Annotated in this window: 10 protein-coding genes; 7 read left to right on the forward strand and 3 right to left on the reverse strand. The window is 39.3% G+C overall.

Translation table 11 applies throughout. The features are described from left to right. Positions 1 to 19 precede the first annotated feature (19 nt). Positions 20 to 325, forward strand: coding sequence for an SEL1-like repeat protein (locus AC1M9N_RS07520; RefSeq protein WP_051586493.1), 306 nt, complete (start codon positions 20 to 22; stop codon positions 323 to 325). Between the two features lie 52 nt (positions 326 to 377). Here the strand turns inward: AC1M9N_RS07520 and ettA are convergent, their stop codons facing one another. After that, positions 378 to 2,039: an energy-dependent translational throttle protein EttA gene (gene ettA / locus AC1M9N_RS07525; RefSeq protein ID WP_035263944.1), complete on the reverse strand. Its 1,662-nt coding sequence runs from the start codon at positions 2,037 to 2,039 to the stop codon at positions 378 to 380. Between the two features lie 298 nt (positions 2,040 to 2,337). On the opposite strand from ettA, the gene AC1M9N_RS07530 reads away from it, so the two are divergent. The 4 genes from AC1M9N_RS07530 to AC1M9N_RS07545 all read left to right on the forward strand — a co-directional run bounded on the left by AC1M9N_RS07530 (position 2,338) and on the right by AC1M9N_RS07545 (position 5,588). After that, entirely contained in the window at positions 2,338 to 3,615 is a 1,278-nt protein-coding gene (locus tag AC1M9N_RS07530; protein WP_481954532.1) for an O-acetylhomoserine aminocarboxypropyltransferase/cysteine synthase family protein, read from the forward strand. Between the two features lie 238 nt (positions 3,616 to 3,853). After that, positions 3,854 to 4,741: an SDR family NAD(P)-dependent oxidoreductase gene (locus tag AC1M9N_RS07535; protein ID WP_179998874.1), complete on the forward strand. Its 888-nt coding sequence runs from the start codon at positions 3,854 to 3,856 to the stop codon at positions 4,739 to 4,741. Positions 4,742 to 4,857: 116 nt separating this feature from the next. Then, the gene (locus AC1M9N_RS07540) at positions 4,858 to 5,157 is read left to right on the forward strand and encodes a hypothetical protein (protein WP_179998875.1); all 300 of its coding nucleotides are present in this window, start codon (positions 4,858 to 4,860) and stop codon (positions 5,155 to 5,157) included. A gap of 113 nt (positions 5,158 to 5,270) precedes the next feature. Further along, positions 5,271 to 5,588: a hypothetical protein gene (locus AC1M9N_RS07545; RefSeq protein WP_481954533.1), complete on the forward strand. Its 318-nt coding sequence runs from the start codon at positions 5,271 to 5,273 to the stop codon at positions 5,586 to 5,588. Positions 5,589 to 5,646: 58 nt separating this feature from the next. Here AC1M9N_RS07545 and AC1M9N_RS07550 read toward each other — a convergent pair whose 3' ends face one another. Continuing rightward, the gene (locus AC1M9N_RS07550) at positions 5,647 to 7,842 is read right to left on the reverse strand and encodes a bifunctional SulP family inorganic anion transporter/carbonic anhydrase (RefSeq protein WP_481954534.1); all 2,196 of its coding nucleotides are present in this window, start codon (positions 7,840 to 7,842) and stop codon (positions 5,647 to 5,649) included. 198 nt (positions 7,843 to 8,040) lie between these two features. Further along, the gene (locus AC1M9N_RS07555; RefSeq protein WP_481954535.1) at positions 8,041 to 10,407 is read right to left on the reverse strand and encodes a Tex family protein; all 2,367 of its coding nucleotides are present in this window, start codon (positions 10,405 to 10,407) and stop codon (positions 8,041 to 8,043) included. A 482-nt stretch (positions 10,408 to 10,889) separates the two neighbouring features. Here AC1M9N_RS07555 and ompR point away from each other — a divergent pair, with 482 nt between their 5' ends. Both ompR and AC1M9N_RS07565 read left to right on the forward strand, forming a co-directional pair. Then, positions 10,890 to 11,654, forward strand: a complete 765-nt coding sequence (gene ompR, locus AC1M9N_RS07560; RefSeq protein WP_035263934.1) for an osmolarity response regulator transcription factor OmpR — start codon at positions 10,890 to 10,892, stop codon at positions 11,652 to 11,654. 107 nt (positions 11,655 to 11,761) lie between these two features. Beyond that, positions 11,762 to 13,222 (forward strand): ATP-binding protein, encoded by a 1,461-nt coding sequence (locus AC1M9N_RS07565; protein ID WP_092767308.1) that lies wholly within the window; start codon positions 11,762 to 11,764, stop codon positions 13,220 to 13,222. Positions 13,223 to 13,289: the final 67 nt, after the last annotated feature.

Consider the following 13,289-nt stretch of genomic DNA (forward strand, 5'->3'; position numbering starts at 1 on the left):
ATAAGCAAGGAGAACCATAATGATAATAAAACTATTTCAATCACTATTCTTTGATCTAAAACGTACTCGAACAGCTAATTTATCCAATCTCGAGCCATCCACATCCTTAAACCCTCGAAATCAAATGTGGTTATACCTACGTGATGCATTACGTGGGAATGCTGAAGCACAATATCAATTAGGTCTGAGTTACTTAAATGGTGAACTAGGTTTGGATCGAAATTATCAAATTGCTGAAAAATGGCTGAACCAATCAGCGAATGCTGGAAATGAAAATGCAAAAAGAACTCTACTTCAAGCTTATAGTCTTTTAGCATTTTCATAAAATTAATTCATAAAAAAACCAGCCTGAAGGCTGGTTTTTTTATTAGATGGAATTAACCACCAATTTTGCGATATTTTTGGCGCTTAGCCACTAGATCATCGCCATCGCGTTTACGACGGTATTCTTCGAACTCAGCATAGTTTCCTGTGAAGAATTCTGGTGTTTCACCTTCGAATGACAAGATGTGTGTTGCAATACGGTCTAGGAACCAACGGTCATGCGAGATGACCATTACAGTACCTGGGAATACTAAAATTGCATCCTCAAGCGCACGTAAAGTTTCGATATCCAAGTCGTTCGATGGTTCATCGAGAAGGATAACGTTTGCGCCCATTTGTAGAATTTTCGCAAGTTGTAAACGGTTACGCTCACCACCTGACAATTGACCTACACGCTTCTGCTGATCTTGGCCTTTAAAGTTAAAACGACCAATATATGCACGTGATGCGATTTCATATTCACCAATACGTAAGATATCTAAACCGCCAGAAACTTCTTCCCAAACCGTTTTATTGTTATCTAAGGTGTCACGAATCTGACCCACGTAAGCCACTTTAACTGACTCACCTAGCGTTACCGTACCTGTATCAGGTTGTAATTCACCTGTCATCATACGGAATAGTGTGGTTTTACCCGCACCGTTCTCACCCACGATACCCACGATCGCACAAGGTGGAACAACAAAAGATAAATCTTTGTAAAGCGTACGATCACCAAACGATTTGCTGATACCTTCAACTTCCACAACCTTGTTCCCTAGACGTGGACCAGGTGGAATGTAGATTTCAGACGTTTCGTTACGTTGTTGGAATTCACGAGAGTTAAGCTCTTCAAAGCGTTCCATACGTGCTTTATTTTTCTTTTGCTGACCTTTTGCATTAGAACGAACCCATTCAAGTTCTTTTTTCAATGCTTTAGCAAAAGATTCTTCTTGCTTCTGTTCTTGCTCTAAGCGGGCATTTTTCTGCTCTAACCAAGAAGAATAATTACCTTGATAAGGGATACCCATACCACGGTCAAGCTCAAGAATCCACTCAGCAACGTTATCCAAGAAATAACGGTCATGCGTAATCGCAACGATTGTACCAGGGAAATCTTTTAAGAAACGTTCCAACCATGAAACAGATGATGCATCCAAATGGTTCGTCGGTTCGTCAAGAAGCAACATGTCTGGTTTAGACAAGAGCAAACGGCAAAGTGCCACACGACGGCGCTCACCACCTGACAATTTAGTGACATCAGCATCCCAAGCTGGCAAGTTTAACGCTGCCGCTGCTTGTTCAAGCTGGTTATTTAAGTTATGCGCATCCCAAGTTTGAATAATTGCTTCAAGCTTTTCTTGCTCTTTTGCAAGTGCATCAAAGTCGGCATCTTCAGCTGCATATTCAGCGAAAACTTCATCAAGACGAGCTAATGCATCAAGTGCTTCACGAACGCCATCTTCAACGTTGCCACGAACGTCTTTTGTTTCATCTAATGGCGGCTCTTGCTCAAGGTAGCCGATCTTGATACCTGGTTGTGCACGAGCTTCACCAGAGAAATCTTTATCTACGCCAGCCATAATACGAAGCAAGGTAGATTTACCTGCACCGTTTAAACCAAGAACACCAATTTTAGCGCCCGGGAAAAATGATAAAGAGATGTCTTTAAGGATTTCGCGCTTAGGCGGAACCATCTTAGACACACGGTTCATCGTGTAAATATATTGGGCCACGTAGGACTCCTCTATAAAAAAAACAAAATCCGCTGTAAATACAAATCGCGGACAAATAATTAGGGAGCATTATACGATGAATACGATAAAAACATAAGCCATACGCCCGAACTTGCAAGGAATGTTACAAGTTTATTTTTTCATCAAATTCACCATTCAAAGTGCACAAGAATATGGCTTTTAAATGAGCAACATATGAGAGTTTTAGATAACTTTTTCAATATTTTATAAATTTTATAATATGATTAGGGTGCTATATTCTCATTGAACAATTTTTAAACCACAAGAAGATCTCAAAATGACATATAAGGACGAAACCCTCGCCATCCATGCTGGATACTCACCTGAACCAACGACTAAAGCAGTTGCGGTACCCATTTATCAAACGACTTCTTACTCATTTGATAGTACGCAACATGGCGCAGACCTATTCGATTTAAAGGTCTCTGGGAATATTTATACACGGATTATGAACCCAACGACTACTGTGCTTGAACAACGTATTGCAGCACTCGAAGGTGGGATCGGCGCATTAGCACTTGCATCAGGTATGGCAGCCATTACCTATGCTATTCAAACTATTGCTGAAGCTGGGGACAATATCGCTTCTGTATCTACACTTTATGGTGGTACATATAATTTATTTGCACATACGCTACCAAAACAAGGGATCGAAGTGCGCTTCTTCGATTATCAAAATCCAGAAAGTTTGCGGGCACTTGTTGATGAAAAAACTAAATTAGTCTTCGTTGAGTCTATTGGTAACCCGCTCGGCAATATTATTGATTTAGAGGCGATTTCCAAGCTTGCACATGAACTTGGTATTCCTGTGATTGTGGACAATACGGTTGCTACACCAGTGCTTCAAAAATCTTTTGAATTTGGTGCAGATATTGTTGTTCACTCTCTAACCAAGTACATCGGCGGACATGGTAATTCGATCGGCGGTATCATTGTTGACAGCGGTAAATTCCCTTGGGGTAAATATCCAGATCGTTTTAAAGCATTAAATACTCCCGATCCAAGCTATCACGGCGTGAACTATGTCGAAGCGCTTGGTGAAGCAGCTTATATTGCACGTGCTCGTGTCGTGCCATTACGCAACACAGGTGCAGCGATTAGCCCACAAAATGTTTTCTTAATCCTACAAGGTTTAGAAACATTAAGTCTACGTATGGAACGTCATACTGAAAATGCTTTAAAAGTTGCTCAATATTTACAAGCTCATCCAAAAGTAAAATGGGTAAATTACGCAGGATTACCTGATCACCCGCAACATGCTTTAGCTCAGAAATACGTTAAGGGCAAACCTTCAGCAATTCTTTCATTTGGTGTACAGGATGGTTTAGCGGGCGGAACTCGCTTTATTGATGCCCTACAATTATTCACACGATTGGTGAATATCGGTGATGCAAAAAGCTTAGCATGCCACCCAGCAACCACAACGCATCGCCAACTGAATGAAGAAGAGTTAAAAGCTGCTGGCGTTTCTACGGATATGGTTCGCTTATCCATTGGAATTGAACATGCAGACGATTTAATTGCCGACCTAGAACAAGCGCTCGCTCAAGTTTAATCTTGATAATGCATTAGAAATAAAGCCTCATGATTGGGGCTTTATCCTCATTTACCATATCGTCTTTTTTAGTTTTTTTCTCCTATTACCATAACAAAAAATAGAGCATTTACTCTAATTTTACAATAATTTCATAAACTTATGCCATGGTTTATTTTCATTTTTCCACTATGCTGATTTGTATGACACGCTGAAAAATACGTGTTGCACAATTCATTGCATTTACAGGGAGAATGAAGTGAATAAAAAATTAGAACAGCGTTTTAAAAAACGTGTCCATGGAAAAAATATTCTGATTACAGGCGCGTCCAGTGGTATCGGTTTAACTGTTGCACATCAATTGGCTGCGGCAGGTGCGCATGTATTATTGGTGGCACGAACTGAGGAAACTTTACAACAAGTAAAATATGAGATTGAGCAAAAAGGGGGAAAAGCTGACATTTTTCCTTGTGATTTGAATGATATGAGTTCAATCGATGCTGTAACGCAACAAATCTTCAATAGCGTCACACATATTGATATTCTAATTAATAACGCAGGTCGTTCGATTCGCCGTGCAGTCCATGAGTCCATCGACCGTTTTCATGATTTTGAACGTACGATGCAACTCAACTATTTTGGTGCTGTTCGCCTCATTTTAAATGTCCTTCCACATATGATAGACCGTGAACGTGGACATATTATTAATATTAGTTCAATTGGTGTATTAGCCAATGCTACACGCTTCTCTGCATATGTCGCTTCAAAAGCTGCATTGGATGCATTTAGCCGTTGCCTATCAGCTGAAGTACATGCGCATAATATCGCTATCACCTCGGTCTACATGCCTTTGGTCAGAACGCCGATGATCGCTCCAACTAAAATATATAAATACGTGCCAGCACTTTCACCGAATCAAGCTGCAGATTTAATCGCTGGTGCTATTGTGAACCGTCCAAAAAAGGTAGCGACTGGTCTTGGAAAACTTGCATCAATTACTTATGCAATTGCACCTGATATTAATAATAAATTGATGTCGATTGGATTTAATTTATTTCCAAGCTCTACTGCTTCTGTCGGTCGCCAAGAGAAATTAAACATTGTACAGCGTGCATATGCCCGACTATTTCCTGGCGAACATTGGTGATCGAACAAGTTAATTTAAGTACTTTGTGAAATGATCTTGTTACATTTTCACTGTGTGATTTTAATTATTCTTTAAGAATTAAACGCCATGATCAGAACATAAAATAGGAGTTTGTCATGGCTCAAATTTATTTTTTTAGATTATTTTTTCTAGCAGTTGCTGTTTTGGTTTTCACTCAAATCATGAGCATGATTATTCAGCAACATTACTCATTCGATATCTTATTACAGCTAGGTTTATTTTTAATTTTGCTTGAGCTGGGATTCAACCTCAAACCAGCCGATGCTCAAAATAAAACTGAATTGGTTCAACAGCAGATGAATGATGCCAAAGCACCAAAGTCTTATGCATATCATTTGTCAAAAATAGGTTTAGGCACTATCGCATTCAGCTTGATCTTGCCGAATCTTATTTAATGCTAATCATGATTGAGTTCAAATATAGGCGTAAAAAAAATTTTGAGATCATTCGTTAGGCGGCAGAGTTATGTTATAAACCTTGCATCTTATTGATTTTATGCTTTGTACTTATGCGTGGTTTAGCTTTAGCGCTGCAATGTGCAGCCATCGCATTTGCGATATTCCTCATTTATCAAGTTAGTCTCGGTTTTTATACTCAAGAATTTAAAGTTTTAGACGTTGTTGCTGATGTGGGCACTATTCTCATCTGTATCGATCTTGCCGTATTCTTGTGGCATAGCCGCCAAACTAAAGCTGCCAACCTACAAGACTATGCACAAAAGATCGAACAATCAGTTCCAAAATTCGTAAAAATTTCACGAAAATTAGGTCATCTTGGGATTTTATTGATCTTAACCAGCTGGATTGTCCCCATGATTAATAGGTAAATTAAAAACCTCCCATTTGGGAGGTTTTTAATATCACTTACTGATGAAATGAGATCATTTAAGATAAAAAGTTGACTTGACCAGATTTCACATCATAGATTGCGCCAACAATCCCAATCTCTTTACGCTCAATCATGTCTCTTAGCGTGTCACTATTTTTAATAATATAATTAATATTATTTCGCACATTTAGCACAGTTACAGCATCAATAAAATTGGTTGTAAGTTGATAATTACTCATATCATTTTTGACTGTTTCCGCCGCCTGCATAATCGGCTTCAAAAAATGCTGAACGTTCGGTGTATCTTTTAGTTGACTCAAATCCACTTTTTGCTCAAATAAATGACAAGCAGATCCTACCGCACCACAGTCCGTATGCCCCAATACCACGATCAGTTTTGAACCTTTGGTTTTACATGCAAACTCTAAAGAGCCCACGACTTTTTGACCAGCAATATTTCCAGCAATACGCAAACTGAATAAATCACCGATTCCTACATCAAAAATGCGCTCTGTCGGTGCTCTAGAATCCATACAACCCAACACTGCAGCAATAGGATGTTGACCTGCATTTGACGTCACTTGAATTTGGCGAGCAATATTATGGTGTAAACGCTGATGATTAATAAAACGCAAGTTCCCGTCTTTTAGCATCTGTAAAACTTGATCAGGACTGAGCTGTTTTTGGAGTTCTTGCGTACTCACATCAAGATCGAGCTCGTCCTCTTTTATTTCAGGATAATGTGCTTTAAAACCTTGTAAATTAACTTTTATCCCCTGCTTTACCGCCACTTCACTTTGAAAGTCCTTAATAATTTGATAGATATCTGGATCAATATAATAGGTATTGGATGCATCGATTAGCACATTTTCATGCGGTTTAACTTTTTCTAAAGCGGTGACGAGTGCGGCACGATTTAAAAAACTTAAATTCGGTGCTAATTCAATACGGGTAAGTGAACCATGCAAGTGTTTTTCATGGATCACACGTACACCACGGTGTAAATGACTCTGTAAGATAATCAATAAACTGATCACTAGACCAATCATGATGCCTTTCAGTAAATCAGTTGCAATGATTGCAACTACCGTGACAATAAAAGGTAAAAATTGTTTCCAACCTTGCGCATAAATCCGTTTAAATAGGCTTGGTGTTGCCAATTTAAATCCAGTCAAGATTAAGATTGCTGCCAATGAAGATAGCGGTATCGCATTGATTAATGGGGTGAGCGCCACCACTGCAACAATCAGTAAAAAACCATGAAAGATTGCAGAAAATTTGGTTTTAGCTCCACTGGTTGCATTCACTGAACTACGAACAATGACTGAGGTAATCGGCATACCACCGATCAATCCTGACATAGAGTTTCCAACACCCTGTGCAAATAATTCACGATTCGGTGGTGATGAGCGCTTTTGTGGATCCATCTTATCGGCAGCTTCTAAATTCAATAGTGTTTCAAGAGAAGCTACCACCGCTAATGTAATTGCACCCGTATAAATTAAACTATTATTCCAATACGAAAAATCTGGAAACTGGAAAATCGTTTCTGAACCAGAAAAGATATTCGGAAGATTAATCAATTGTTGAGGGTTTACTGCATATAGAGAGCCGATTTTCAACATGATAAAGTTAAGAAGTCCAGCAAATATCACCGCAATCAAGGCTGAAGGCAGCGGCAGTTTTTTTAATTTACTACTATCCCACAGTAGGATTAACGCAATACAACTTAGACCAATTAATCCTGAGCCAATATCAATATGACTCAGTACAGATTGAATTGACCATTGATCAATCAAAGCAAATCCTTTGACGTCCAAACCAATCAATTTAGGTAATTGACTGATAATCAGTAACAGACCAATCGCGGCAAGCAATCCCAAAATCACATTGGTGGGTACGAAATTTGAGAAAACACCTAACCTAAAAATACCAAATAATATTTGTAAAATTCCAGCTAAAAACAATGTGAACAAAAAGGCTTGATAATTACCTTGTAGTAATTCAATTTGGGTCAATACAATCGCCACTAAGCCTGCAGCGGGACCAGATACACTGATATGTGAGCCACTAAAAAAACCAACAACGATTCCACCAATCACGCCAGCAATAATGCCTGAAATGAGTGGTGCACCTGATGCATGAGCTATGCCCAAACAAAGCGGAAGTGCAACAAGGAAAACAACCAGACCTGAGAGCAAATCACGACTATAAAATTGAGGTTTCAGCTCTTTATTTTGAGATATACTCATGTTTAATTTCTCTTAATTATATGACTTATAAAGTTAAAAATAATTTTGAAGTGATGAATTGATTATTAAGTTTTTCTTGTTGTTTTATACCATCTTAAAGTTTACATTTAAAATAAATCACCTTGATGTTCTTCATTTATTTAAAAACATAAGCATAAAAAAACCTCCCATATGGGAGGTTTTTTACCTGATTAAAGATTACTTCGAACCTTTAACCCCTGCTTGTAATAATAATGCACCTAAACCACCAATCTTCTGTTCTTGTGGTTTCTGCTGCTGAGGTTTTTTCGCATGTTGTGGGCGATCACCGTGTGGACGTGCTTGCTGAGGACGCTTCGCGTGTGGTTTACGCTCACCACGTTGCTCTTGCTGGCCTTGAGTTTCACGACGTGGCTGGCGCGGCGCCTTCGCAGGTACTTCAGATCCTGCAGGACGCATCGATAAATTCACACGATTACGTTCCACATCAACTTGTAACACACGCACTTGAACAATTTGCCCTGGTTTCACAAACTTATGTGGATCAGAAATAAATTCATTCGCTAGTTCTGAAATATGAACTAAACCATCTTGATGAACACCAACATCAACAAATGCACCAAAGTTCGTTACATTGGTCACTACACCTTCAAGCTCTAAGCCTTCAGTCAGTTGTGAAACCTCAGTAATGTCATCACGGAACTTCGCTGTACGGAACTCCGGACGTGGATCACGACCTGGTTTTTCAAGCTCCGCCAAAACATCTTGGATCGTTGGTAAACCAAATTTGTCATCAACAAACTCTTCAGGTTTAACCTGACGAATGATTTCAGTATTGCCAATAATATCTTTTACAGTGGTCGCTTTCGCTTTAACAATCTTGTTGACTAAACCATAAGACTCAGGATGAACTGCTGATGCATCCAATGGTTCTGAACCATCTTGAATACGTAAGAAACCTGCAGCTTGCTCAAAAGTACGCTCACCTAAGCGTGGTACTTTTTTCAAATCTTGACGATTATCAAAACGACCATTCTCTTTACGGTAGTCTACAATTTGCTGTGCTATAGATTTGTTTAATCCTGCGATGTAACCCAAAATCGCTGAAGATGCTGTATTCACATCTACACCAACTGAGTTCACACAGTCTTCCACTACAGCTTCAAGCGTTTTTGCCAAGCCTGTTTGATTCACATCGTGTTGATATTGACCTACACCAATTGATTTAGGATCAATCTTCACAAGTTCAGCCAATGGATCTTGTAAACGACGCGCAATAGATACTGCACCACGAATCGATACGTCTAAATCTGGTAATTCTTGTGAAGCCAATTCAGATGCTGAATATACTGAAGCACCTGCTTCAGATACAGACACGCGCGTTAATTTAAGATCAGCATGAGCAGCCATCATTTCCGCAACAACAGCTTCTGTTTCACGACTCGCGGTACCGTTACCAATAGCAATTAGCTCAACATTGAATTCACGGCATAAACGTGCCAATTCATTGATTGAGCCTTCTTTATCTTCTTTAGGTGCGAATGGATAAATCGTGCTGTGTGCCAGTACATCCCCAGATGCATTCACGACAGCCAATTTCACACCCGTACGGATACCAGGATCCACACCTAAAGTAGTACGTGAACCTGCTGGTGCAGATAAAAGTAAATGACGTAAATTTTCTGCAAATACTTGCATTGCTTCTGCTTCAGCAGCCAAACGCTTTTCTGTCAGAAGTGAATGCTCAATTGTAGGGCGGACTTTGCCGAGCCAGAATAATTTTGCAGTCTGCTTCAGAAAATCTTGACGGACTTGAGGTTGAACTTGATCAAGATTGTATTCAGTTTCAATGCGCGCCAAAGGAGCATCATTTTCACCATCAACTTTTAGACCGAGTACATTCTCTTGACGTCCACGTAACATTGCCAATAAGCGATGTGATGGAACTTTGTTTAAATTTTCAGAAAAATCGAAGTAGTCACGGAATTTTTTACCAACTTCTTTTTTCTCTTCACTAGCAACTAAGCTTTTTAACACTGCTGTTTTTGCAAACATCGCTTTAAGCTCTGTCGTGAGTGCAATATTTTGTGCCCAGTCATCAATGAGAATATGCTGAACAGCGTCTAATTGACTCTCTAAATCAGGATAATCTTCATGATTAAATCCTGCTAAAGCTTCTGCAGGTTCAACATTTTCATTATAGATTTTTTCAGCGATTGGGCCTAAACCAGCCTCTTTTGCTTTAAATGATTTACTTGTACGTTTTGGACGATACGGTGCGTAAATTTCTTCTAATGCATTTTTTGTTTCAACGGCATTGACGCGAGCTAACAAATCATCCGTGAGTTTATTTTGTTCTTTCAGTGATTCAATGACCTTTTCACGGCGTTCAAATAAATCACGAAGGTAAGTTAATCGGGTATCCAGTTGACGTAACTGCGTATCGTCTAAGCCTTGAGTTACTTCTTTACGGTAACGTGCAATAAATGGAACACTAGAACCTTCATCAATCAGCTTAATGGCAGCTTCTACTTGGTTTGGACGTACGGCAAGTTCACTTGCCAACTGCTGAACTAAGTCAGTCATCGTGTTAAATTCCACAAGGATAAGGACTAAAAGTTAGTGATTATAAAGACCGAGACTATAAAATCCACAATTGTTTTGAATATTTGCAATGAAATTTTAAATAAAAGTCTCAATTTTTCTAGTTTTATCTCCCAGAGAAAAAGCTTCTAGTGAGATCTCTGATCAATTATTTGAGTGTAATGCGTCATTGTGTCATCACTTTGACAATGAACTAAAACATTTAACTCTTTATAATCACTTTATTTTTCTGATTTTGATGTAAATTTCTTGCTTTCAATAGCACTTCAAATTAGCTTCATATTGAATAGCGATTTTATTTTAAATTATTTGCCTAAAAACAGGTCAATACATGTTGTGATTTGGTTTCAGAACACACTTAAAATTGTAATTTTGAGCAATTTGATACATAGTCTTAACAAGAACTTAGGCATTATACTGAGACAAATGAATATTTATAAATACAACTTTTAAGGGAGTGCATCATGAGTTTAGTTGTACCTGCTGAAAATACTGATGTAGTACACAATGACACTGACAGAGTTGAACGCATTCTGGTCGTCGACGATGATGTGCGTCTTCGTACCCTTTTACAACGGTTTTTAGAAGATAAAGGTTTTGTGGTTAAAACCGCACATGATGCCACGCAAATGGATCGGTTATTACAACGTGAACTTTTCTCGCTCATCGTTTTAGATTTTATGCTTCCTGTAGAAGATGGTTTAAGCATTTGTCGTCGTTTAAGGCAGTCTAACATCGACACGCCTATTATTATGCTCACTGCACGTGGTAGCGACTCTGATCGTATTGCAGGGCTTGAAGCAGGTGCTGATGACTATCTACCAAAACCATTCAACCCAAATGAATTGTTAGCTCGTATCCGAGCTGTACTACGTCGACAAGTGCGTGAGGTTCCTGGGGCACCAAGCCAAAATGTTGAAGTGGTTTCATTTGGTCCTTGGTCACTCGATCTATCGACTCGAACATTGACTCGTGAGGGTCAAGTGGTGACCTTGACTACTGGTGAATTCGCAGTACTCAAAGCATTGGTGCAACATCCTCGTGAACCGTTGACACGTGATAAATTAATGAATTTGGCGCGTGGTCGTGAATGGGGAGCAATGGAACGTTCTATTGATGTTCAAGTCTCTCGTTTACGTCGTTTAATCGAGGAAAATCCGGCGCGCGCACGCTACATTCAAACGGTGTGGGGTGTAGGATACGTATTCGTACCAGATGGTGCAGAATAATTTTTTAAACAATGGACTCCGCCATCAATGATGTCGGGGTCTTTATTTTATGTATTAAACAATTACATGCACTTATTCTTTTTAAGCCCAAACTCTCAGGTTAGACCGTGAAACTTGATCCTATTGACCCACAAAAATTTAATGAATTTGTTGCGTATTCAGAGCGAAAACGAACGAAATGGGAACGCTTTCTTGACAAAATCAAGCCGCGCTCCGCTGCAATGCGAACAACAGTTTTGGTTGTTTTTGTGGTGTTCTTTAGTCTGTTTATGTCACTTTGGTTTTTTTGGAAAACCCTCTATTTACCAGAGATTCAACAGCATGCACGCTACCTTGCGGTTGAACTCGAAATTATCAACAACCCCGACCTTCGAATTTTTCATGGTGACACTGAACTTGATGTTGACACATGGTTAAAACAGCGTGTTGGAATTGAATACGTTACAGACCCTGCTGCGTTCCCCAACCAGCGCGATAAAGTCATTGCTGAATTCTTTACGAACCAAGTTGAAAAACGTTTGGCCAAAGAGCTCGACGTGCCTGAGGTCACCGTCTATTTCCAATTTAAACCTAGCCCACGTATTTGGATTCAAACCCCAGAAATGAACGGGAATTGGGTTCAAGAACCGTTAAAAACTTATGCAAATTATAGCCCCGAATTGATTTTGGCATGGTTTCTTGGCGTACCGCTGATTTCAGCCATGATTATCTTAACTTTAGTGAGACAGCTCAATCGCCCACTACGCCGACTTCAAAATGCAGCAAATAGCTATAGTAAAACTGGAAAAGCCCCCTATCTTGAGACGAACCACGGACCTTTGGAAATCCGCCAAGTCAACCAAGCCTTTAATCATATGATTTATACATTGGAGCTCACTGAACGTGATCGTCAAATTATGTTGGCTGGTATTTCACATGATTTAAGAACCCCGCTCACTCGAATTCGACTGAGTGCTGAAATGATGTCAGATGATGACTTCTTGAAAGAAGGCTTAATCTTTGATGTGGATGATATGGATGCCATTCTTAATCAGTTTATTTCTTACATGCGTGATGGTTCAGATGAAGACCTAAAAGAAACCAATATCAATACCCTTTTGCAAGAATTGGTTATTCAGTTTAAACCCCTGGATATTCGCTTTGAACCAGAAGAACTCCCACTGATTACTGCTCGTTCGCTTTCCCTCAAGCGCTTAATTGGTAACTTAATTAATAATTCTAAGCGTTATGGTGCTGAACCCATTGAGCTAAGTGCGAAAGTCGAGGGAGATCATCTAAAAATTTGTGTTGCTGATCACGGTGATGGAATCCCAGAAGATCAAATTGCAGACCTTATGCAACCTTTTGTACGTGGCAATGAAGCACGTACCATCCAAGGGAGTGGTCTTGGTTTAGCCATTGTAAAACGAATTGTCGATATTCATGAAGGTGAATTAAAAATTCATAATCGTCCTGAAGGAGGTCTTGAAGCTATCATTCTACTGCCCCTTTCAACACCTCAAGTTGCTGATATTTCAACCAATAGCACCTTAGATAAAATCAGGCAAACCATCACCGAACGATTTTGATGAATGGTGAATAGTTGAACGGTTGAATTGGTTTAATTATTCACCACAATGAAAATTAAAAATAAAA

Source organism: Acinetobacter sp. ANC_7655, assembly GCF_056784015.1.

What these genes read in the sequence shown, in the direction of transcription:
- AC1M9N_RS07520 (WP_051586493.1), top strand. Translation starts at nt 20, where the DNA reads ATGATAATAAAACTATTTCAATCACTATTCTTTGATCTAAAACGTACT.
- AC1M9N_RS07530 (WP_481954532.1), top strand. Translation starts at nt 2,338, where the DNA reads ATGACATATAAGGACGAAACCCTCGCCATCCATGCTGGATACTCACCT.
- AC1M9N_RS07540 (WP_179998875.1), top strand. Translation starts at nt 4,858, where the DNA reads ATGGCTCAAATTTATTTTTTTAGATTATTTTTTCTAGCAGTTGCTGTT.
- AC1M9N_RS07545 (WP_481954533.1), top strand. Translation starts at nt 5,271, where the DNA reads ATGCGTGGTTTAGCTTTAGCGCTGCAATGTGCAGCCATCGCATTTGCG.
- AC1M9N_RS07550 (WP_481954534.1), bottom strand. Translation starts at nt 7,842, where the DNA reads ATGAGTATATCTCAAAATAAAGAGCTGAAACCTCAATTTTATAGTCGT.
- AC1M9N_RS07555 (WP_481954535.1), bottom strand. Translation starts at nt 10,407, where the DNA reads ATGACTGACTTAGTTCAGCAGTTGGCAAGTGAACTTGCCGTACGTCCA.
- ompR (WP_035263934.1), top strand. Translation starts at nt 10,890, where the DNA reads ATGAGTTTAGTTGTACCTGCTGAAAATACTGATGTAGTACACAATGAC.